This window comes from uncultured Wocania sp. (assembly GCF_964021735.1).
In the GTDB taxonomy this organism is placed as follows: domain Bacteria; phylum Bacteroidota; class Bacteroidia; order Flavobacteriales; family Flavobacteriaceae; genus Wocania_A.
Window position 1 is genome coordinate 1 of the sequence record NZ_CAXIBN010000023.1, and the last position, 25,316, is coordinate 25,316.

14 protein-coding genes and 1 other RNA gene are annotated in these 25,316 nt (G+C 32.5%); 9 read left to right on the top strand and 6 right to left on the bottom strand.

Annotated features, from left to right (window positions below; all coding sequences use genetic code 11):
• On the top strand, positions 1 to 996 hold a 996-nt coding region (locus AADI82_RS03575), incomplete at its 5' end, for a sialidase family protein (RefSeq protein WP_341215096.1).
• A gap of 76 nt (positions 997 to 1,072) precedes the next feature.
• Here the strand turns inward: AADI82_RS03575 and AADI82_RS03580 are convergent.
• The 5 genes from AADI82_RS03580 to AADI82_RS03600 form a co-directional block, all read right to left on the bottom strand.
• Complete coding sequence (locus AADI82_RS03580; RefSeq protein WP_341215097.1) at positions 1,073 to 3,844, bottom strand: alpha-amylase family glycosyl hydrolase; 2,772 nt, start codon at positions 3,842 to 3,844, stop codon at positions 1,073 to 1,075.
• A 65-nt stretch (positions 3,845 to 3,909) separates the two neighbouring features.
• On the bottom strand, positions 3,910 to 5,586 hold the full coding sequence (locus AADI82_RS03585) for a SusE domain-containing protein (RefSeq protein WP_341215098.1): 1,677 nt from the start codon (positions 5,584 to 5,586) through the stop codon (positions 3,910 to 3,912).
• A 17-nt stretch (positions 5,587 to 5,603) separates the two neighbouring features.
• Positions 5,604 to 6,731: a SusE domain-containing protein gene (locus tag AADI82_RS03590; protein WP_341215099.1), complete on the bottom strand. Its 1,128-nt coding sequence runs from the start codon at positions 6,729 to 6,731 to the stop codon at positions 5,604 to 5,606.
• 21 nt (positions 6,732 to 6,752) lie between these two features.
• A complete protein-coding gene (locus AADI82_RS03595; RefSeq protein ID WP_341215100.1) occupies positions 6,753 to 8,363 on the bottom strand; it encodes a RagB/SusD family nutrient uptake outer membrane protein in 1,611 nt (536 codons plus the stop codon).
• A 10-nt stretch (positions 8,364 to 8,373) separates the two neighbouring features.
• Positions 8,374 to 11,295: a SusC/RagA family TonB-linked outer membrane protein gene (locus AADI82_RS03600; RefSeq protein WP_341215101.1), complete on the bottom strand. Its 2,922-nt coding sequence runs from the start codon at positions 11,293 to 11,295 to the stop codon at positions 8,374 to 8,376.
• 352 nt (positions 11,296 to 11,647) lie between these two features.
• Between AADI82_RS03600 and AADI82_RS03605 the strand changes: the two genes are divergently transcribed.
• From AADI82_RS03605 to AADI82_RS03640, 8 genes are all read left to right on the top strand, one after another.
• On the top strand, positions 11,648 to 12,721 hold the full coding sequence (locus AADI82_RS03605; protein ID WP_341215102.1) for a LacI family DNA-binding transcriptional regulator: 1,074 nt from the start codon (positions 11,648 to 11,650) through the stop codon (positions 12,719 to 12,721).
• Between the two features lie 154 nt (positions 12,722 to 12,875).
• Positions 12,876 to 14,258, top strand: coding sequence for an MFS transporter (locus tag AADI82_RS03610; RefSeq protein ID WP_341215103.1), 1,383 nt, complete (start codon positions 12,876 to 12,878; stop codon positions 14,256 to 14,258).
• Positions 14,251 to 14,931, top strand: coding sequence for a beta-phosphoglucomutase (gene pgmB, locus AADI82_RS03615; RefSeq protein ID WP_341215104.1), 681 nt, complete (start codon positions 14,251 to 14,253; stop codon positions 14,929 to 14,931). The genes AADI82_RS03610 and pgmB overlap by 8 nt, the downstream gene beginning before the upstream one ends.
• 58 nt (positions 14,932 to 14,989) lie before the next feature.
• Positions 14,990 to 17,296, top strand: coding sequence for a glycoside hydrolase family 65 protein (locus AADI82_RS03620; RefSeq protein ID WP_341215109.1), 2,307 nt, complete (start codon positions 14,990 to 14,992; stop codon positions 17,294 to 17,296).
• Between the two features lie 21 nt (positions 17,297 to 17,317).
• A complete protein-coding gene (locus AADI82_RS03625; RefSeq protein WP_341215105.1) occupies positions 17,318 to 19,435 on the top strand; it encodes a glycoside hydrolase family 97 protein in 2,118 nt (705 codons plus the stop codon).
• A gap of 9 nt (positions 19,436 to 19,444) precedes the next feature.
• The gene (locus AADI82_RS03630; RefSeq protein ID WP_341215106.1) at positions 19,445 to 21,421 is read left to right on the top strand and encodes a glycoside hydrolase family 13 protein; all 1,977 of its coding nucleotides are present in this window, start codon (positions 19,445 to 19,447) and stop codon (positions 21,419 to 21,421) included.
• A gap of 54 nt (positions 21,422 to 21,475) precedes the next feature.
• Positions 21,476 to 23,356 (top strand): alpha-amylase family glycosyl hydrolase, encoded by a 1,881-nt coding sequence (locus tag AADI82_RS03635; RefSeq protein WP_341215107.1) that lies wholly within the window; start codon positions 21,476 to 21,478, stop codon positions 23,354 to 23,356.
• Between the two features lie 9 nt (positions 23,357 to 23,365).
• Positions 23,366 to 25,012: an alpha-amylase family glycosyl hydrolase gene (locus AADI82_RS03640; protein ID WP_341215108.1), complete on the top strand. Its 1,647-nt coding sequence runs from the start codon at positions 23,366 to 23,368 to the stop codon at positions 25,010 to 25,012.
• A gap of 58 nt (positions 25,013 to 25,070) precedes the next feature.
• On the opposite strand, the gene ssrA is transcribed toward AADI82_RS03640, so the two are convergent.
• Positions 25,071 to 25,316: a transfer-messenger RNA gene (gene ssrA, locus AADI82_RS03645) on the bottom strand; the annotation flags it as partial.

Sequence of the window (25,316 nt, forward strand, 5' to 3'; positions counted from 1 at the left end):
GATGGTGTTGCTTGTTATAGAATTCCAGCAATCGTTACAGCGCTAAATGGTGATTTAATAGCTGCTATCGATCAACGTGTTCCTAATTGTGGCGATTTAAAATGGAGTAAAGATATTAATATCATTATGCGCAGGAGTAGTGATAATGGTAAAACTTGGACACCAATTGAAATGGTAATTGATTTTCCAGAAGGAAAATCGGCTTCAGACCCATCAATGATTGTTGATAAAGTTAGAGGCGATATTTTTCTGTTTTACAATTACATGGACTTAGATAGCGAAAAAGATATCTACTATTTGCATGTTATAAAAAGTTCAGATAACGGTAAAACCTGGAGCAAGCCAAAAGACATTACCTCGCAAATAACAAAACCAGAATGGCATAAAGATTTTAAATTTATAACCTCAGGTCGTGGTATTCAAACTCGTTCAGGAAAATTATTGCACACTATGGTTAACTTAAATAGCGGATTACATGTGTTTGGAAGCGATGACCACGGAAAAACTTGGTATTTTATTAATACACCTATTCTACTAGCCGATGAATCTAAAATTATTGAACTTGCCGATGGCACGTTAATGATAAATGCACGGGTTAATAAAAAGGGAATGCGTTATGTACACACTTTAAAAGATGAAGGTAAAACATGGAAAACCAAATCTGCACCAGAATTAATTGACCCAGGTTGTAATGCCAGTATTATTCGTTATACTTCAAAAGAAGATGGATATGATAAGAATAGAATCATTTTTTCAAATGCACAATCTGAAAAAGAACGTGTAAATATGTCGGTTCGTATTAGTTATGACGAAGGAAAAACATGGAGCAAAGGAAAGACTATTTATGCGGGTTCATCTGCATATTCATCATTAACGATTCTTAAAAACGGAGATATTGGATTGCTTTTTGAAAAGGATGATTATACAAAAAATGAGTTTACCAGTTTTTCTTTGGAGTGGTTAACCAATGGGAAAGATACTTATAAAAAACCTTAGCTATTTTGCTGCTATTTTCTGTAAAAGAAAAAGCACCTCGAAACTTCGAGATGCTTTAATTAACAATCAAAAAAAACTAATCTAGTTTTATAATTTTTAAAGTAAATTGTTCATCTAAATTGCTATTAATCTTAGCTAAATATATACTAGGTGTTAAATCAGAAACATTAAAAATATAACCTTTATTAAAGTTACCTTTAAAGGTTTTAACTTGTTTTCCTGTTAAATCGAAAATTGAAACTGATTCTACAAACTTATTTATTTGAAAAGATTCAGAAGTCGGATTAGGAAACGCTTTAATAACATCAGTTTTATTAATTTCTGTAATACTTAAACTTTGAGTTTTAGAATATAATCGATACTCCCCAGGTTGTAAACTTAAAGTAGCAGTAGGGTTTGTAACATTTATACTTGTGCTTGAAAATGAATCATACCATGTTCCTGTTGCTGGAAAATTAGGGTTAACAGATTGAGCAACGACATCAAAATTAGCAATAATTACTACATCTAAACTACCAGCAGTGTCATAAAGATTGATACGTTTTACTAATCCGCCAACGTCAAGATTAAAATTATTGGTGTTGAAGGTAGAAGGAAACTGTTTTTTTAACTGTATCATTTTTGAAGTAACATTGTACAAGTCTAATCGGTTTGAATCTGAATCGTAACCCAATGTCCAAGCCACAGGTTTTTCATCTGTTCTACAAGCACCATTTTCAATATCGCCATCGCAATTAATGCTTTTATCATATCCTAATTCACCAAATTGCCAAAGCATTTTTGGACCAGGAATACTATAAAAAATTACCGAAGCAGCTTCTTGTCTATCTAAAGCAGTATCCAAATCTTTTACATTATAACCACCACTTAAATTTCCGTAGGCTAAGTTTTTAACCATCAAACGTTCTTCGTCATGGCTTTCCATGTAGCCCACAATATGCGGATTGTTCCAACCTCTATTACTGTAAGATAGCCATGAAATATCTGTATCTGTTGAATACCCCATAGTATTTTGATTGAAACTATGATTTAGATTTCCCCAAAGCAAAATGCCATAATTTGCTAATTCTGTTTCTTCTGTATTATCTGATAAATGTTCGAAAATAACATAAGCTTCATTTCCTGGAGAATTACTCCAAACATGATCTGCATAGGCTTTTAAGTTTTCAATTCTGGAAGCATCATAAGCACTAGCCCAATTATTTGCTCCTGTATATATGGTATTTGAAAATCCTTTAGTGAAATCGAAGCGAAATCCATCAATTTTGTATTCCTCCATCCAAAAGCTCAATACATCATTAAAAAAATTGACTGTATAATTAGATTCATGATTAAAATCATACCCCCAATGGGCTTCAACATTATCAACTAAATTATGGTTTTGGTTGTAATAAGGGCTATTTGCAGCGGGTCGATTATTTACACTGTCCCAATACATTTGTAATAATGGCGATTGTGAAAAAGAGTGATTAAAAACAACATCTGTAATAACGGCCATACCGCGTTGGTGACATGCATCTACAAATGCTTTTAAATCGTTTGCTGTACCATAGGCTTTGTCTAATGCCATATAAAAAGAAGGATTGTAACCCCAACTAATGTTGCCTTCAAATTCGTTAATAGGCATTAATTCTATAGCATTTACACCAAGGTTTTGCAAATAATCTAAATGTGTTATGGCGTCTTGGTACGAGCTGCTTTCTGTGAAATCTCGTAAAAGCATTTCATATATAATAATATTTTCTTTATTGGGTCTTGAAAACGTTGTGTTTTGCCAAACATAGTCGGTTTCATTTATTTTAAAAGTAGATACATTGCCTGTAGCATCACCAGTTGGATACGCCATTAGGTTTGGGTAAGTTGTATTCGATATGTATTGATCGTTATTAGGATCAAGTATTTTTTTTGAGTAAGGATCGGCTACTTTTAAAGTGTAATCAATAAAATATTGATACGCATATTCAGTATTTGGATCTAAACCACTAACGGTTAGCCAAAAGGTATCGCCATCTTTTTTCATTTGATACGTTTCGTTAAGTGCCCAATTATTAAATCCACCGATTAAAAACACATCGGTTTTTAGTGGTGCTTGTAAAACAAATGTAACTGTACCATCTCCATTATCGTTAAAACCATTTTCTAAACCTGTTGGTAAAGTTTGATTTTGAGTAGTTGTTTTTACATAAACTGAAATTTGCTCTGTTTTAGTTTCACTATTTTCACTAGCACTAGCTTCAATGGTATAATTGCCTGTTGAAGTAAATGTATAAGATTTGGAAATTGTAGTGGTGTTTGTTGCTGTTTGTTCAGAAACGTTATTTACCATTAATTCTAAATCTGCATTTATACTGGATTCTGCACTTATGGTAATATTATCATTCAAATCATAAACCGATTCATTTGAAGGATTAGTAATAGTTATATTTAAACCGGCTGCATAAATGGGAATAAAAATATCGGGTCTTGATTGCGCATTTCCAGCACTGTTTCTAAAAACAACAGCAATATCGGTTACTACATCTGAACCAGAATTATAAAAAGTTGGAATATCTGGAGTAATTATTAATTGATAAGTATTAGCGCCTGTACGTGTTAATTGAGGTTGCGTTGTATTGTTTCCCCAAGAACCAATAACATGTTTCCAATCAGTATTACTTGTAGAAGCTGTAGTTATTACACCAGTATGCGCATACACATTACCAGTATAGCCATCTAATTCTGTTCCTGTAGCATCAAATGTAATAGTAATAGTATTGGAAGCTGTTGGAATTACAGGCGATGTAGTAACCACTTGAGCCTGTACTAATGTAGTAATGAATAAAAAAAATGAGTATAATAGTCTTTTCATAGCTTATTTGTTTTAGGAAAAAAAAGGCTGATATACATCAGCCTTTTTTTAAGTATTAAATAAATTTAATTTTTGGTATACGTTGGGTTTGTAGGGTCAGAGAAGTCTAAAACAAACGAGTAAGTTCCTGCGGTAGTAACTAAATTTGCACCACCAGCTTCTAAAACCCCATCGCCACCATTGTCTCCATAATTGACATCCCAAGCATTATTAGCTCTAAACTTATATTCACCATCAATTAAAGTTACATCATTAAGAATCCAAATATCATTAAAAGGACGTGACCAATCTCTATTGAATTGAGCATCTGGTGTTGCGCCCCATTCATTATAAGCACCACCAACTAATCCCCAAACATTATTTATTGGTTCTAAAGTATAGGTTAAATCATTCATATTCACTGTAGCAATATAGATACCTGCTGTTACAACTATATTTGCTCCGCCAGCTTCTAAAGTGCCATTTACACCATCATCACCCCAATTGGTTCCCCAATCGTTGTTCATTCTAAATTTCATTTCTCCATCAATTAAGGTTACAATACCTCTAAATACATCAGAATATTGATCGTATTCTAACATAAAATCTGGTGTTGCTCCCCAATTGTTATATGCGCCACCAACAATACCTAATGAAAAGTTTTCAATGGTATAAGTTAGGTTGTTCAAATCCATAGTGATTTTATATGAACCAGCAGTAACTGCAATATTATCGCCACCTGCATCTAATGTTCCATTAGCACCTGTATCACCATAATTATTTGCCCAATCCATGTTTTCTCTAAACTTGATTTCTCCATCAATTAAATTTACATAGGCTACTAAAACACCATCAACATCTGTTGTCCAGAAAGGTAAATCTGGAGTTGCACCCCAATCGTTAGCGGCAGACCCTATTATACCCCAGTTTGTTGATAAATCTAAAACGGTTAAATAAGTAGTTACAGATATAGTAATAGTATCTCCAATTCTTTCAAGAACTGAACCAGTTGCGCTATCAGTAATTATAGAACGTACTCTTATATCTAAATTGCCATTAGTATCAACTAGAATACCACTTTGTATTGCTGCAGCATTTAGTTGTGCGTTTGTTAATGAGATTGAATTTTGATTGGTAACAGATGCGACTTCAATTGGCATAGCAAAATCAGTTCCAGCTGTTGCTGCTTCTAAAAAATACTCAACATTTACACCTAGTGAAGAATCTAAAATTGGGTCATCCCATTCAACAGTAATGGCAATGGCATCATTATTATCTAATGACAATACAAATGAATCACCATCTGAAACACTATTCACAACCTGCTCATTAACAGGATACGTTGTAACTAGCAGTAAAATGTTATTTGAAATTTGACTTCCAACTGAAACCCGCATATAAATAGCAACATCTTTAAATTTACTTACACCTGCATTTGCAATGGCGTTGTTAAAATCGGCTACTGTCATTGAAAAGTTACTGCTATCGGTAGTACCTAGTGTAGCAGGAGTAGTAAAAGCTTCGTCTGTAGACATTTCTACATTGTAAGAACCATTTCCAGTTATTTCATCATTCCAAGAAATGGTAAAGGCAGGGTTATCTGGCAAGGCAAAATTTAAAAACACTGTACTAATGCCAGGTGTATTTAAAACAAATTTTGCTTCTGGGGTCGTTATTGTTAGGCTCTCTTCAGTTTCACAAGCTGTAAAAATAAAAGCAAATGATAGTAAAACAAAGCTAATTTTTTTTATGTATAAATTCATATCTATTTTTTTAATGATTATAAATTCAACGGAATAAGGATATAACGACCCGTTAAGTCGTTAAACCAAACGTCGTAATCGTCTTCTACTATTACAGGAATAGAGCCACCACCATCTGTAGCAACTCCAGAAAAAGAAGTTGTGCTACCCCATGTTGCGCCAGAGTCTGTTAAAAATGTAACTTCTCCAGGTAATAAACGTATTCCTGTTGCATACCAAATATGCCCATCAAAAACCAAGGCTGTCATAGTCGTGGTTGTTACACTTGAGCCTTGAATAGATAATGTTGTAGGACTTGTAATTCCCGACGCATCAAAAGGAACTGTTGTGTATTTTTTTGTAGAAAAATCTATTGTAAAGTTATAAAAACCTGTTTCTGGTACACCAAAACGACCAGGGTCATTAGATTGAGTTCCTGGGTTACCAGCAATCTCACCAGCAGTTTTTGGTATGTCGCTACCTTCGTTCTCTGTAACACCCCATTGTGGTTGCCATAATCCTTTTGATTCAAGTATTTTAAATCGTCCTTCATCAAATCCGCCTGGTTTAGCAAAATAACCAGTGTAATGAAAAAGGTTTGGGTTAGATTCATCTCTAAATAAAGGAGGATTATTAGCGTTGTTATTCCAACCTGGAGCAGTACCGCCACCAACTAAGTAATAATCGTTAAATACATAGTTGAAATATGGATACACATCAAATTGCAGCGTGTTTGAGTTTATTGGCTCGCTGTTTTGAGATCCTAATGATGCCACAACTCTAGTATATAAAGTAGCCCACTCAAAAGGGTTTAAACCTGCGTTACCAGCCGCTGCATTAATCTCGCTTATAGATAATGTAAGCGCGCTTTTTCCAGTAATTGATGCAGCGATTACTGGGTTAGTAAATCCTTCGTCACTTGCGAATTGAATAGCATAGTTTACTGCGGTTTGTTGTCCGTAATCTGACTCTACCCAGTTTAATGTTAGTGCTGGATTAGAAGTGTTTACGGCATCCAACTCTATACTGGTAAAATTCAAATCTGCCAATATTGGCGCTGTTGGAGCCGATATTTGGAATGTATCAGTAGTATCTTCGCAAGAACTTAGGAATAGTAAAACTAAACCAATAATGCTAACTGCTGAAATTATTTTAATTTTTTTCATCGTCTTAATTTGTTTTTAATTTTAATATCCTATGTTTTGAGTAAGATTAGGATTTGCAGCCATACTTGCTGTTGGAATTGGGTACACTTTAAAGTGATCTGGTAACGAAATGCCGTTGCTTCCGTTTCCTTTCCAAGCCCAATTGTAATTACCTCCAGTAAATTTGTTATATCGTATTAAATCTTGCCTTCTATGAGCTTCCCAGTGTAATTCTCTGGCTCTTTCATCTAAAATAAAATCTAAAGTTAAATCGCTAGAAGCTATTGTATTTGCATTATTTGCTCTGGTTCTTAATGCATTTACATAACCAACCGCAGTGGTTAAGTCTCCGCCGCCGCCTCTTAAATGAGCTTCAGCATACATTAAATACACATCGGCTAATCTAAATAGTGGAAAATCGGTATCAACAAAAGTTTGATCTACACCAAAACTACCTGTTGAAGTTGCATTAGAATATTTTTGAATAATGTATCCAGAATCTTTATCAGATATATCATCAATATCGATAGGTCTTCCTTCTGAAATGATAGTATTTCTAGTATCATTAGCAAAAGAACCATCAAACAATTCTACAAATTGTTTTCTAACTCTAAGAGCGCCGCCCCATCCGCCAGCACCAACTCCAACTTCAGCACCATTTACTTCAATACTTCCAACAGATCCATTAACCATTACTGTAGTAGGACCGTAGTTTTGTGTAGTGAATCCGTCTGATATGATAGGAAAAATAATTTCGTTTGTGGCAGAATTTGTGTTGTTATCTGCCATAAAGTTGTGAAGATAATTGGTAGCTAATGAATAACCACCTCCAATTATTTTTTCGCAATAGCTAACACAATTGTTATATTTATCATTATCACGTGCATCTAAATATACTTCGTGATTCAAATACATTTTTGCCAAAATCATGTAGGCTACAGCTTTATCTGCTCTTCCGTACTCGTTTTGTTTAGCATCAATTAAATCAGCATCTATCTCTTTTAATTCACTTTCTATAAAAGAGAATAATTCTGTTCTTTCGTATACTTCTGGCTGAGAGTTAATAGGTGTTGTTTCATCTGCAAAATTTGCTTTTCCAAAAATATCCATCATATAATAATAGGCCATAGCTCGCATTAGTCGTGCTTCAGCTCTATAGGCTGGTATCTCATTTCTAACCGTTGTAGAAACATTTCTCGCATCTAATTTCTCATCAGTAGTTTCTCTTAAAAAGTTATTTGCTAATGCTATTGAAAGATGTGCTCTACTAAACATGCCTAGTAACAATGGATTTTGAGCTGTCCATAAATTTCTTTGAATTTCCCTTGTACCAGGGTCATTTTCGTAAGACCAAATCATTTGATCTGCAGATAATGTTTGTACATATAAAAGTACACGTCCAAATTGACTAGTTCCAGCATCAATATTTTTAAGGTTTGAGCTACCTGGACCATCAGTACCTGTTAATGCTAAATTTGCATAAATCCCTGCTAGAACTTGTTTATAAGCGGCTTCATCTTCAAAAAGGTTTTCACTTAAAATAGTTTGGTCATCATTAGGTGTTATATTCAAATCATCAGTACACGATGTATATGTAACGATAAAAAGACATATAAACCCGATTGTTTTGTATATTTTAAATCTTGTTTTCATAGTTATTTTTTTAAAATTTAAAATTAGCTCCAGCTAAAATGGTTCTTGATCTAGGGTAAATAACATTATCAATACCTTGGTCTGAGCCAACAGATACTTCTGGATCTAATCCACTATAATTTGTTATAGTAAATACGTTTTGAATACCGCCCCATAACCTTAAACTTTTTAAATGCTTAGAGATGTTATTAAAGGTATAGCCTAATGTAATATTGTCCATTTTTAAGAACGAAGCGTCTTCAACGTAGAGGTCTGAAATAATTACATCAGATGTTCTTTGGAAACCTGTATTTAATACAGATGTTGGTACATTACCTAAAACTGCATTATCTTGTAATAATTCATACTGAGCTCTAGAAGAGTTTACGTTATTATAAACATAGTTTCCTAAGTTAGCTCTTAAGTTAAAAGATAAATCTAGGTTTTTGTAGTTGATGTTAGATTGGAATCCTAAAATAACATCGGCTCCAGGGTTTTCTTTTAAATAGCGGTCATCATCATTAATAATGTTATCGCCATTTAAATCTACAAAAGCCCCTTCAATAGGATTTCCCGAGTTATCATATAATTGTTTAAAAACACTGAATGAGTTAGGTGAAAAACCTTCTCGTAGTATTTGAATATTATTTCCGGTACCACCAGAAATACCACCAGTTCGTACATCTTGCCCTAATGCCAATTCTTTAATTTCTCTATCTAATAATGTTGCATTAAAGTTAAAATCTACAGTAAAATTGTCTTGTTTAACAACATCGGCATTTACAGAAAACTCTATACCTTGAATTTGTAACTCTCCAATGTTTTGAATAATACTGTTTGAAAAGTTGGTGCCATCTGCTACAGAGGCTGTAAATAATAAATCGGTTGAATTTTTTTGAAAGAAGTTTAACGAACCAGAAATGCGTTCATCAAACAATCCATAATCAATACCAAATTCTATAGTTGCAGTTTCTTCCCATTTTAAATTTGGATTAATTTCTGAAGCAATTAAAGATTGAACTACTGTATTATTAAATTGATATTGTGAGTTTACATTACCACCTCTATATCTATTTAAAAAGATGTCTTTTTCATTTACTGCTTGTTGTCCTGTAATACCGTATCCAGCTCTTAATTTCAAGCTAGAAATAGTTTTAGAATTTTTTAAAAAATCTTCGTCGCTAATATTCCATGCTAAAGCTGCTGCAGGAAAGTTTCCCCATTGATTTTCTTTACTAAATCGCGATGTTCCGTCACGTCTATAGGTTAGCGTTAATAAGTATTTATCAAGAAATGTTAAGTTGGCTCTACCAAAAAAGCCAATTAAAACTACATTGGGGTCTGCATAAGTATTTGCAAAACTTAAAGGGTCTCTTTGATTACCTGTATCATTACCATTAAAAGTAAACTCTTGATAAGAGTACCCCGCCATAATTTCAGTTCTAATATTATCAAACGTTTTATTATAAGTTAAGTATCCATCAAGTAATTTGTTTGTTCTTTTTTCAAAACGTCTTAAAGCATTTCCTTTTACAGGATCATTTGTAGGAACATTAAATGAAGTAGATTGAATTTCTTTAGCTTCAGTTTTATCGTATCCTAAATTTAATACAGCTCTTAATTCTGGTAAAAAATGAAATTTATAATCAAAATTTAAATTTCCGTACGTTCTGTTAGAATCACCAAGATTGTTAGTCTGTAATAATGATGCTACTGGATTTGTTGTACCGTTAGAGATAATGTTTCCGTTTCTATGTTGATAAAAACCATCAAAAGGCGACGTAGAATCGTAAACTGGTTGCGTAGGGTCGTAGCGTAATGCTGCGCCTATTTGCCCTGAATCGCCAAATCTATTATCTTCAAATGATAAATTTGCGTTTAAGTTAATCTTTAAATGGTCATCAAAGAATTTTGGGTTTAATGCTAAACTTAAATTTCTTCTTTCAAATTCTGATGTTAATACAGCACCTTCTTGATTGGTAACCCCAAATGAGAATCTTGCAGGTAACACTTTAAAAAGCGACCCTTGCATAGATACATTATGTTGAGATGATACAGTGTTTCTAAAAATTTCATCTTGCCAATTAGTGTTTGCTGCTCCTAGTAAACTTTCGTCTAGCGTTGCGCCATTTATTGGTTGAGATGTAACCAGTTGTCTGTAAGCACTACCAGAAAAAACATCCACTCTATCTGTTAGTTCACCAAAACTATATTGTGCATCGTAAGTGGCACTAAATGTTGATTTACCTTTTTTAGTTACAATAATAATAACACCGTTTGATGCTCTAGAACCATAAATTGCAGTTGCCGAAGCATCTTTTAAAACAGAGAAAGAATCAATATCGTTAGGATTAATACTTGCTAAAACACCTCTCGAACCTTTAACACCATTATTGTCTATTGGTAACCCATCAATAATAATAAGCGGATCGTTTGATGCATTTATAGATGAGCCTCCACGAATTTTGATTTGAGAACCAGAACCTGGAGCACCACTAGTTGTAACACTTACACCTGCCACACGACCACTTAATAAGTTTTCTGGTGTAACAATGTTTCCTTTAGTAAAGTCTTCAGATGTAATTGCTTCTACAGATCCTGTGGCATCTTTTTTAGTAGTAGTACCATAACCAATGATAACAATTTCATTTAATTGAGCAGCGTCTTCATTTAATTGAACATTTAATGAGGTTTGCCCTGTATAGGAAATTTCAATGGTTTGGTAGCCTACATAAGAGAATACAATAACATCTCCATTGTTAACCTCGATTTGATAATTACCATCAAAATCTGTTGCTGTTCCTGTAGTCGTATTTTTAATAACGACATTTACTCCTGGAAGCGGAATAGAAGTTGATTGCTCTGTTACTGTTCCTGTAAGTTTATTTTGCCCAAACATCAATATTGGTACAAAAAACAGAAAAAACAGTAAGCTGTTAGTAGTAGTCTTCATATAATTTTATTAAAATTAATGTATTAATCAGTTTAGTTTATTCTAAATATATTTTTACTTCTCGGGTTAAAATTATGTAAACTGTATGTAAAGAAATAATATAGAATTGCGAAATTATTTGCGAAAACGTTTTCGTGTTAACAACTTTTTAATTTATATCGATTTGATTAATAAAAATGTATAATCGAATCCTTATAAAAAATATTATAATATCTTTATAGAGCGTATTTATTTAATGTTAAATTGTCGTTTAACAACTACTTATGAAATGAGTCATAACAATTCTTGATACCCACCGATATGGTTATTGGCGAATTACATCTGACCTATTAAAAACAAAGAAAATAAACAGATGAAAAGAAAAATTACTTTGAAACAAATAGCACGCGAATTAGATGTTTCTATTTCTACAGTTTCAAAAGCACTTAGTAACAGTAAAGAGATTAGTGAAGAAACAACACAGAAAATTCAAGCGTTTGCTAAATTTTACAGCTATAAGCCTAACAATATTGCACTTAGTTTAAAAAACAGAAAAACAAAAACTATAGGGATATTAATACCAGAGATAGTTCATCATTTTTTCTCGACAGTAATTCGAGGGATAGAATTAGTAGCAAATAGACGTGGTTATAATGTTATTGTTGGTTTATCAAACGAATCGTTTACAAAAGAAATTATCAATATGGAAATGCTAGCTAATGGAAGTATAGACGGCTTCATTCTTTCCATATCTAAAGAGACTTTGTTAAAACAAGATTATCATCATTTTAATGCCACCATAAATCAAGGCATACCAATTGTTATGTTTGATAGGGTTGTAAACGAAGTAGATTGCGATAAAGTAATTGTAGATGATTTTATGGGCTCTGTTAAGGCTGTAAAAAAGCTTATAGAAAAGGGCTGTAATAACATAGCTTTAATAACCACAATGGATTATGTAAGTGTAGGAAGATTAAGGACACAGGGGTATATTGAAGCATTAGAAAATAATAAAATAATAGCAGATCCTAATTTAATATTGAAAATTGATGATAGTTTAGATGTTGAAAATCATTTAGACGTTTTGGAGCATGAAATAGAACAATTTTTTAAAACCAATGGTAATATTGATGGGGTTTTTGCGGTAAACGAACTCTATGCTGTAACAGCAATGAAGGTCGCTAGAAAATTAGGGTTAAGTATTCCAGAAGATATTCAAGTTATAGGTTTTACAGATGGTGTACTATCAAAACATGCCACACCTAGTTTAACAACTGTTAGTCAACATGGGCAAAAAATTGGAGAACAAGCCGCAAATTTATTAATAGATAGATTGGTAGCAGCGGAAGCTGAAAATGACCAATATTTCACTAATGACGACAGAAAATCAGACTTTATAAAAATGGTTATCGAAACGGAAATAATTGAAAGAGAATCAACTAAATAGTTTCGTTAGATAGTACTGCAACAAAAGTTTTATTAGGAAAAATAAAATTCTTTTATATCTTTGATGCGAAATCAAAACTTATATTTTTACTTCTCACAATAAGTTTTGATAAGTTATCGCTTATCGAAATAGTATTAATTTAAACATACTATTAATGGAAAAGCGTAGATTAAGTTTCTGGCAAATTTGGAACATGAGTTTCGGATTTCTAGGAATACAATTTGGATTTGCCTTACAAGGTGGATTCATGTCTCGAATATTTCAAACTTTAGGAGCTGATATTCATGATATTCCAATCATGTGGATTGCTGCACCATTAACAGGACTGTTAGTTCAACCCATTATAGGTTATCTAAGTGATCGAACTTGGAGTTCAAAGTGGGGGCGACGACGGCCATATTTTTTAATCGGAGCAGTTTTAAGTTCAGTAGCATTATTTTTTGTGCCATATTCTCCAGCACTATGGGTAGCAGCAGGTTTTTTATGGATACTTGATGCTTCAATAAATATTTCAATGGAACCTTTTAGAGCCCTAGTTGCAGATAAGCTAACTGAGTCTCAGCGAACTTATGGTTTTGTTGTTCAAACTTTAATTATTGGTATTGGAACCTGGATAGCGAGTAACTTACCTTGGATAGTTTCTCAATTAGGAGTAAGTGATTCTGCAGCTTCAGGAGTTATCCCAGATTCAGTAAAACTGGCTTTTGCAATAGGTGCTTTTGTGTTCCTAATAAGTATATTATATACAGTTTTTACAACTACAGAATATCCACCAGAGGATATGGAAGAGTTTGAAAAGGAGAGGGCTAAAAAAAACCAATTCATTCCAGACATACTTAATAATATTGGCAATATGCCATTAACCATGAAAAAGTTGGGTGTTATTCAATTCTTTAGTTGGTTTGCCTTTTTTACTATGTGGAGTTTAGCAAACCCAGCATTGACTGAACATGTTTTTAATACACCAGCACCTGTACAATCTGTTTATGATATGACAAATGCAGCTCAAGCTGAAGCATTTAATATAGCCAATACAGCATTTCAAAAATCTTCAAATTTGGTGGGTTCAGCTATGGGGGTTTACGGATTATCATCTATGCTATTTGCACTTTTATTGGTGCTTTATACTTCAAAAAGACGAGTAAATAGAAAATTTGTACACATGTTTTCTTTAATAATTGGAGGCATTGGTTTTATATACATGTACTACACATCTCCAGAAAATTTAAAATACTGTTTTGTACTCATAGGTTTTGCATGGGGTAGTATTCTTTCTATGCCTTATGCAATGTTATCGAGTTCTGTCGATCCTAAAAAAATGGGAATGTTTATGGGTATTTTTAACATGTTTATTGTTATTCCTCAAATTATTGCTGCGCTTGGGGGGATAAATTATATTTCTGGATTATTAGGTAAAGATACCATTAATGCCATGACTATCGCTGGTATAAGTTTAATTATTGCAGGTTTATGTAATTTATTAATTACAAATAAAAATGCTATTTCATATCAAGAAGAAACTACCATCAATGAATAAAAAAGGATTTATATTCGATTTAGACGGTGTAATTGTAGACACTGCAAAATATCACTTTTTAGCGTGGAAAAAACTTGCTAACCAATTGGGTTTCAAGTTTACCGAAGAGCAAAATGAAATGTTTAAAGGAGTAAGTCGTAAACGATGTTTAGAAATTTTGCTCGAAATAGGAAACATTGAGGCTACTAAAACTCAGTTTGATTCTTGGATGCTAGAAAAGAACCTAGATTATCTAGACTATATAGCAAAAATGAATGAAACCGAAATTTTACCAGATGTTACTAGAATTTTAAAGTTTTTAAAAAATAAAAAATCACCCATAGCATTAGGTTCTGCAAGTAAAAATGCACAACCAATTTTAGAAAAGGTGAAGTTATTATCATACTTCGATGTAATTATAGATGGTAATCATGTTACAAAAGCAAAACCAGATCCCGAAGTATTTTTATTGGCCGCAAAACAATTAGGTGAAAATCCACAAGATTGTATTGTTTTTGAAGATGCAGTTGCAGGAATTCAAGCAGCAAACACAGCAAATATGATTTCTATTGGAATAGGTGAAGCCTCAGTTTTAAACGAAGCCGACTTTGTTTTTAAAGATTTTACAGAAATAAGCTCAGAATTTCTTGAAAAAATAAGTCAAGTAAAAAAGAAGGAATTAAAAAAAGTATAAGAGCATTTTATTTAAGGATAAATAAAAAGAAATCTCTTATTTAATGATTAGTAAAAAAATGAATCAAGATTATATAAAACCAGACAATTGGTCGATAATAGAAGAAGGCTTTGATGCAAATCGTATAAAAGCTTCAGAAAGCCTATTTAGCATTGGTAATGGTGCTATGGGGCAACGAGCCAATTTTGAAGAACAATACTCAGGATCAACATTTCAAGGCAGTTATATTGCTGGGGTTTATTATCCAGATAAGACAAAAGTAGGCTGGTGGAAAAATGGGTATCCAGAATATTTTGCAAAAGTACTTAATGCACCTAATTGGATTGGTATTAATGTGTTAATAAACGGCAAACAACTCGATTTATTTACTTGTAAAAAGGTCGAAAACTTTAAACGTGAGCTTAATATGCAAGAAGGGTGGTTATCTAGGAGTTTTATAGCGACTTTAAAAAATGATATTCAAGTTGAGGTAAAAACGAAGCGCTTTTTAAGTTTAGATTTAGAGGAATTAGGCGCCATAGTATATAATGTTACACCTATTAATGCACCTTCAGAAATTGAATTTCAACCTTACTTAGATAGCGGTATTACTAACGAAGATACCAATTGGGATGATAAATTTTGGGATACACTAAGGGTAAACCATGAGAATAATCAAGCTTTTATTGAAGCCAAAACCATGAAAACAGATTTTTATGTCTGTACATTTATGGAGTCTAAAGTCTTTTTAAATAATAAAGAAGTTTCAATAAAACCTAGCATAAAAACAGATTTTAATAAAGTTTTCTTTAATTATACTTACCAAGTAGCGAAAGATGAAACTTACTCAATTCAAAAATTTGGTGGTTATACTACAGATAGAAATTATGATAGAAACAAATTAACTTCTGTATCAAAACAAATCTTAGAAAAAGCTAAGCATATTGGGTTTAGTGGTTTATTACAAAACCAAAAAAAGGCTTGGACTAATATTTGGGAACGTGCAGATATTAGTATTACTGGAGATGTAAAAGCACAACAAGGAATCCGGTTTAATATCTTTCAACTCAACCAAACCTATTTAGGCAAAGATTCTAGATTAAATATTGGACCAAAAGGCTTTACAGGCGAAAAATACGGAGGCAGTACCTATTGGGATACCGAGGCATATTGTATTCCCTTTTACATGGCAACAAAAGATGAAAATGTAGCTAGAAACTTATTAGAATATAGATACAATCATTTAGAAAAAGCCATAGAAAATGCTAAAAAAATAGGGCTCAAAAACGGCGCAGCATTATACCCAATGGTTACCATGAATGGAGAAGAATGCCATAACGAATGGGAAATTACATTCGAAGAAATTCATCGTAATGGAGCCATTGCATTTGCTATATTTAATTACTATCGTTACACAGGAGATTATAGCTATATTCCAGAAAAAGGGTTAGAAGTGCTTATAGGAATTGCTCGTTTTTGGCATCAGCGTGCAAGTTTCTCTACTGATAAAAAGAAGTATGTTATTTTAGGCGTAACTGGTCCAAATGAATACGAGAATAATGTAAATAATAATTGGTATACTAACTATTTAGCCCAATGGTGCATTAATTATACTATCGAAAACATAGGTAAAGTAGCAACAGAATTTACATCAGATTATCAGCGTATAATTAAAAAAGTGTCATTATCTGCAAACGAATTAGAACAATGGAAAGCGGTAGCAAACAACATGTATTTTCCTTATTCTGATACCCATGAAGTATATCTTCAGCAAGATGGTTTTTTAGATAAAGAATTAGTTCCAGTTTCAAATTTAGAAAAATCACAACGACCAATAAATCAAAAATGGTCTTGGGATAAAATATTACGTTCTCCCTATATAAAACAAGCCGATGTTTTACAAGGTTTCTATTTTTTTGAAGATGATTTTACCATTGAAGAATTAGAGCGTCATTTCGATTTTTACGAACCTTTTACAGTACACGAAAGTTCTTTGTCACCATGTGTGCATAGTATTCAAGCTGCTAAATTAAATAGAATGGAACAAGCCTATCAGTTTTACTTGCGTACATCGCGTTTAGATTTAGATGATTATAATCACGAGGTTCATGAAGGGTTACACATTACATCAATGGCAGGAACATGGATGAGTATTGTTGAAGGTTTTGGAGGCATGCGTATTAAAGATAACAAGTTGTCGTTTACTCCAAGAATACCAAAACAATGGGAGGCATATTCATTTAAAGTGAATTTTAGAAACCATATTTTAAAGGTGAATATTAGTCAAAAGCAAACAGATTTTGAAATTTTAAGCGGAAACGAACTCGAAATTCTTGTAAATGATAAGTCTATATTTTTAAAAATAAAACAGTTACAAGCGGTATAATTTATACATAAAAATAAAAAGATGAAACCCTTATTCATATTAAGTTTTACAGTTTTTTTTACAGTTTTAAATTTAGTTAATTCACAAACGCTACAATCACCCAGTGCTGAATTAACCATGGAGTTTTCGCTTAAAAATGATGGTACACCAGCCTATCAATTAAGTTACAAAAACAAAGTAGTTATAAAGCCAAGTACTTTAGGTTTTGAGTTGAAAAATGATGAGAAATCATTGTTAAATGACTTTACTATTATTAAAACCAATACAACCAGTTTTGATGATACATGGACACCGGTTTGGGGCGAAGAAAAACAAATTAGAAATCGCTATAATGAGTTAGCAGTTCATTTAAAACAAAACGGAACCGACAGAATTATGATTATTCGTTTTAGAATGTTTAATGAAGGATTAGGGTTTAGGTATGAATTTCCAGAGCAGAAAAACTTAGTGTATTTTGTAATTAAAGAAGAGAGATCTCAATTTGCAATGACAGGAGATCATACTGCTTTTTGGATACCAGGAGATTACGATACACAGGAGTATGATTATACCGAATCTAAACTTTCTGAAATACGCGAAAAATTCGATAGTGCAGTTACCGATAATGCTTCACAAAAGCAATTTTCTAAAACAGGCGTACAAACAGCATTAATAATGAAAACTTCTGAAGGTTTATATATCAACTTACATGAAGCTGCATTAATAAACTATTCGTGTATGCATTTAAATTTAGATGATAAGCACTTTGTTTTTGAATCGCATTTAACCCCAGATGCTCAAGGCGACAAAGGTTATATGCAAGCACCATGTACAACCCCTTGGAGAACTATAATGGTAAGTGATGATGCACGAGATATTCTAGCATCAAAAATGACATTAAATTTAAACGATCCCTGCAAAATAGAAGATACATCATGGATTAAACCTGTAAAATACATAGGTGTTTGGTGGGAGATGATTACAGGTAAAAGTTCTTGGGCATATACAGACGATTTACCAGCAGTACAATTAGGAGTTACCGATTATACAAAGGTAACCCCTAATAAAACCCACGCAGCAAATAACACTAAAGTAAAACGATATATTGATTTTGCATCAGCACATGGGTTCGATGGTGTATTAGTTGAAGGTTGGAACGAAGGTTGGGAAGATTGGTTTGGAAAATCTAAAGATTATGTTTTCGATTTTGTTACACCTTATCCAGACTTTAATGTTCAAGAGATTCACGATTATGCAAAATCAAAAGGTGTTAAAATGATTATGCATCATGAAACTTCGGGATCTACTAGAAATTATGAACGCCACATGGATAAAGCATATCAATTCATGAAAGATAATGGTTATGATGCTGTAAAAAGTGGTTACGTAGGCAACATTTTACCAAGAGGAGAATATCATTACAGTCAATGGATTATAAATCACTATCAATACGCTATTGAGAAAGCTGCAGATTATGAAATTATGGTGAATGCTCACGAGGCAGTACGACCAACAGGAATTTGTAGAACCTATCCAAATTTAATAGGTAACGAATCGGCTAGAGGTACAGAGTTTCAAGCCTTTGGTGGCTCAAAACCAAACCATGTTACTATTTTACCGTTTACACGATTAATTGGAGGGCCAATGGATTATACACCAGGTGTTTTTGAAATGGATATTAGCAAGCTTAATCCTAATAATAATTCGCATGTTAATAGCACCATTGCTAATCAATTAGCACTTTACGTAACGATGTATAGTCCATTACAAATGGCAGCAGATTTGCCAGAGCATTATGAGCAGTTTATGGATGCTTTTCAATTTATAAAAGACGTTGCTATAGATTGGGATAAGAGTATTTATTTAGAGGCAGAACCAGGGCGTTATATTACTATTGCTAGAAAAGAAAAAGGAAGTAGTAATTGGTTTATAGGAAATGTAAATGGTAATAATCCTAGAACATCAACAATTAAACTAGATTTTCTTGATAAAGGAAAAAAATATATGGCAACTATTTATGCCGATGCTAAAGATGCGCATTATAAAACCAATCCGCAAGCCTACACTATAAACACAAAAAAAGTGACTAGTAAAACCAAGTTATCTCAATTATCGGTTTCTGGTGGTGGATTTGCTATTAGTATTAAAGAAATAAAATAAGCAATAGTTATGAAAAGTTTTGTTAATCGAAAAAAAAAGCAATTATTTGGTATCGTTTTGTTGATTGTTTTAGTTTTTACTTTTTCGTGTAAACAAGAAGGTGAGAAAGTCACAGAAAATAATCCATCAAGTACTTCGGTAGTTAACAAAACATATAAGGTTTCTCGTGTAGAACCTTCAAACTGGTGGGTGGGCTTTAAAAATACATCATTACAACTTTTGGTACATCATCCTAATATTTCAAAATACATTCCAGAAATTTCATATCAAGGAATATCGATTGCAAAAGTGCATCAAGCAGATAGTCCAAACTATCTGTTTATAGATTTAATTATATCTAAAACTACAAAAGCTGGTAAATTCGATATTATTTTTAAACAAGAAGATAATCCCGATTTAGTTTATAACTATGAACTTAAATCTAGAAAAAAATTAGCCAAAGATTTTATAGGTTTTAATAGTAGTGATGCTATTTATTTAATTACACCCGATAGGTTTTCGAATGGTAATTTCCAAAACGATATTGATAAATCCCTTAAAGAAAAAACAGTAAATAGAGAAGATAATTATGCGCGACACGGAGGCGATATTCAAGGCATTATTAACCATTTAGATTATATAGACGATTTGGGTTTTACAGCAATTTGGTCATGTCCGCTATTAATAAATAATATGCCTCAAAGCTCTTACCATGGTTATGCTATTACAGATTTTTATCATGTCGATCCACGTTACGGAACTTTAGAAGATTACAAAGTATTATCCTCTAAAATGGCTAAAAAAGGCATGAAACTAATCATGGATCAAGTTGCTAATCACTGCGGTATTGAGCATTGGTGGATGCAAGATTTACCCTTTAAAGATTGGATTAACTATCAAGAAAACTATAAAGAAAGCAAAGCTAATTGGGAAGGTGATAACAACATCATTACAAATCACAGACGCACTACAAATCAAGACCCATATGCTTCAAAAATAGACAAAGAAAAGATGAATGCAGGTTGGTTTGTTTCTGCGATGCCAGACTTAAATCAACGAAATCCATTTATGGCTAAATACCTAATACAAAATAGTATTTGGTGGATAGAAACTGTAAACTTAGCAGGAATACGCCAAGACACCTATCCATATCCCGATAAAAGTTTTATGAGTACTTGGGCTGGAGAAATCATGACCGAATATCCAAACTTTAGTATTGTAGGAGAAGAATGGAGTTTAAACCCATTATTAATTGGGTACTGGCAAAAAGGAGCTAATAATAAAGATGGTTACAAGTCTAATTTAAAATCTACTATGGATTTTGCGATGCAAAGCAACATAGTAAATGGTTTAAACGAAGAAGAATCTTGGGAAAATGGTTTAGTAAAACTATACGAAGGTCTAGCAAACGATTTTTATTATGCCAATCCAAAAGACATTATGATTTTTCTAGACAATCATGATATGAGTCGCATTTTTACACAATTAAAAGGCGATGTTATAAGTACTAAAATGGCCTTAAGTTATCTATTAACTTTGCCTAGAATTCCACAAATTTATTATGGGACAGAAATATTAATGCATGATTTTGATAAACCAGGAGATCATGGGTTAATTCGTTCTGATTTTCCTGGAGGTTGGGAGAGTGATGCTGTTAATACTTTTACAGGAAAAGGTTTAACAGATAATCAAAAAGACGTACAATCTTTCCTTAAAAAAATATTGATTTACAGAAAACATAGTAAAGCCATACATATAGGAGATACAGTTCATTTTGCTCCAGAAAATAGCGTTTATGTGCTGTTTAGAATTTTTGAAGACGAAACAGTAGTTCATATTTTAAACAAAAACGAAGTTCCAATAAGTTTAGATTTAAATAGATTTAAGGAAATTAATTTAAATGGAAAAACACTAAAAAATATTATTACTAACAGCACAGTAGTTTGGGAAGATAAATTAATACTTAAAGAAAAAGGAAGTGTTTTTTTAACAACAAAACTTGATTAATACAATCTATTTATACAAATTTTAAACTAGCAGAAGATATCTAATTAAAACCATATGAAGAAGCAAAGTATTTACATATTAATTCTTCTTATTTTAATATTAACAGGGTGTAAAAAGGAAGAAAACCTTGTTGTAAAACCAATAATAGACAATACAAAATCGGATAGTAAAATTGTGGTTTATCAAGTTTTTACACGTTTATTCGGAAATACAAATACTACAAACAAGCCATGGGGAACCATAGAAGAAAATGGTGTTGGAAAATTCAACGATTTTACAAACAAAGCTTTAAAAGAAATTAAAGATTTGGGAGTAACCCATATTTGGTATACTGGAGTTCCTCATCATAATATTATTACAGATTACACAAAATATGGTATTTCAAATGATGATCCAGATATTGTAAAAGGACGTGCTGGCTCACCTTATGCCGTTAAAGACTATTATAATGTTAATCCAGATTTAGCAGAAAACCCTACTAATAGGCTCGAAGAATTTAAAGCGCTTATAGCAAGATCTCATGCGACTGGTTTAAAAGTAATTATAGATATTGTGCCTAATCACGTAGCTAGAAATTATAAAAGTATTTCTAAACCCAAAGGAGTTAAGGATTTTGGGGAAGAAGACGATACAACAGTTATGTATCATGTAAACAATAATTTTTATTACAACCCAAAAGAAAGTTTTAAAGTTCCCGTTTGGACAAATGATTACTCTCCTTTAGGAAATGAAAAGCATCCTTTAGAAGATGGATTATTTCACGAAGTACCAGCAAAATGGACAGGTAACGGATCGAGATTATCACAGCCTAATATGAGCGATTGGTACGAAACCGTAAAAATTAATTATGGAGTTACGCCAGAAGGTATTAAAGATTTTGACACCCTCCCAAAGGCATTTGAAAACAAAAGTTACGACAAGCATTATGAATTTTGGAAAGAAAGAAAAGTACCTAATTCGTGGATAAAGTTTAAAGATATTGCATTGTATTGGATTGAAATGGGAGTAGATGGTTTTAGATACGATATGGCAGAAATGGTACCTGTAGAGTTTTGGAGTTTTATGAATTCCACAATTAAAATGAAAAAGCCTGAAGCTTTTTTATTAGCAGAAGTTTATAATCCGAGTTTATATAGAGACTATATAAAAAAAGGAAAAATGGATTATTTGTATGACAAAGTCGAGTTATACGATACCATTAAATATATTATGCAAGGTTATGGGAAGACCGATAACATTCCGTTAATTCAAGAAGGTTTAAAAGATGTTGAGCATCATATGCTTCACTTTTTAGAAAACCATGACGAGCAACGTATAGCAAGCCCAGATTTTGCTGGAAACTCAAAAAAAGGAAAACCAGCTATGGTTGTTTCTGCAACAATAAGTACATCTCCAACCATGATTTATTTTGGACAAGAAGTAGGAGAGGATGCATCAGAAGAAACGGGTTTTGGAGATCCAACACGTACTTCTATTTTCGATTATGTTGGCGTGCCTGCGCATCAACGCTGGGTAAATAATAAACAATTTGATGGTGGGCAATTAACCAATAAAGAAAAATCATTAAGAGATTTTTATAAGCGGCTTTTAAATTTTACCATAAATAGTTCTGCACTTTCAGATAAGTATCAAGATATTCATTTATATAACAGAAAACACACTGATGGCTACAATGATAAAGTTTTGTCTTTTGTACGTTGGAGCGAGACTGAGAAACTTATAATTGTTTCTAATTTTGATGCAGATAGTCATTATAAATTCAGCTTAAAAATACCAAAAAATATTATTGATACATGGAATTTGCATGAAGGAAATTATAAAGTTGAAGACCAACTATACAATCAATTTTCAACAGATTTAATTGTAGAAAAAAACTTCGGAATCATCAATATAACTTTAAATGCCTTAGAATCTTTCATATTAAAAGTTCAATAAAACATACACATGAAACAATTTTTAATTATAACAATAACACTAATCACTCTTACAGGTTGTAGTAAAAAGGTTGAAGAAAATCTAATAGTAGAAAAAACACCATTTATTTGGGAAGCTGCTAATGTATATTTTCTTTTAACAGATAGGTTTAATAATGCAGATGCATCTAACGATATTAATTTTGATAGAACTTTAGAAACAGGAAAACTTCGTGGTTTTGAAGGGGGTGATTTAAAAGGAATTACTCAAAAAATTGAAGAAGGCTATTTTACCCATCTAGGGGTTAATGCCATTTGGATGACACCAATTGTGGAGCAAATTCATGGCGGTACAGATGAAGGAACAGGTTTTACCTACGCTTATCATGGGTATTGGACTAAAGATTGGACGGCCATCGATTCTAATTTTGGCACAAAAGAAGATTTAAAAAAATTGGTGCAAACGGCGCATAAAAATGGCATTAGAATTTTATTGGACGCCGTTATAAATCATACTGGGCCAGTTACTGAAAAAGATTCTGTATGGCCATCAAGTTGGGTGCGAACCGAACCAAAATGCACTTATGATAGTTACGAAAATACAACGACTTGTACCTTAGTTGAAAACCTTCCAGACATTAAAACAGAAAGTAACGAAACTGTTAATTTGCCACCACAATTAGTAAAAAAATGGAAGCAAGAGGGACGGTACAATCAAGAAATAGCAGAACTTGATGCGTTTTTTAAAAGAACAGGATACCCAAGAGCACCGAGGTTTTATATTATAAAATGGTTAACAGATTATATTACAGAATTCGGGATTGACGGTTATCGTGTAGATACAGTAAAACATACCGAAGCATACGTATGGCAAGAATTTAAAACAGAATGCGATTATGCTTTTGAAACATATAAAAAGAAAAACCCAGATAAAGTTTTAGATGAAAATAATTTTTATTTGGTTGGCGAAGTTTATAATTATGGTATTAACACAGGAAAGTATTTTGATTTTGGAGATAAAAAAGTAAATTATTTTGATAATGCTTTTCAAAGCCTTATAAATTTTCAATTCAAATGGAATGCATCAGAACAGAATTATGAGACCTTATTTACTAATTATTCAAACTATCTTAACAATGATTTAAAAGGCTACGGTACTCTAAACTATTTGTCGTCTCACGATGATGGACAACCTTTTGATGCTAATCGCAATAAGCCATACAAAACAGCAACAAAATTATTACTTGCTCCAGGAACATCTCAAATATATTATGGTGATGAGTCCGCACGCTCATTAATAATTGAAAGAACTGAAGGAGATGCCACTTTACGTTCTAATATGAATTGGGAAGAACTGGAAAGTAAAGAAGAGATACTATTGCATTGGCAAAAATTAGGGCGATTTCGTGCAAAACATCCAGCAGTTGGGGCAGGAGTTCATCAAATGATTTCTGAAATACCTTATTTATTTAGTAGAAGTTTTTCAAAAGATAATTTTAAAGATTTAGTGGTAGTTGGTTTAGATTTACCAAAAGGAGAAAAAGTTCTAGATGTATCTAAAGTTTTCAAAGATGGTGATGTTTTAAATGATGCTTATAGCTTAAAAGTTAGTACTGTAAAAAAAGGTGTTATTACATTAAATACAGAATATGATTTGGTTCTATTAGAAAAAAAATAATATTCTTAAGCAGAAAATGTTTAAAAAAAGTCTCTAGACAAATTTATCTAGAGACTTTTAGTGGAGTCGGAGAGAATCGAACTCTCGTCCAAACAAGTAACCAAAGAGCTTTCTACACGTTTATTCTTTTCTTAGGTTTTCGATTACAAGCTGGTTAAAGACAACCTACTTACAACTTATCTTCTTTAGTTTCAATTAGGCGTCAAAGCGCCACCTAATCTATATTGACATTTACGATGCCTCAAAATGGAACGCCGTCAATCAAGGCTTTCCGGAGACATAAAGCTTGTACACCTTGTGTACC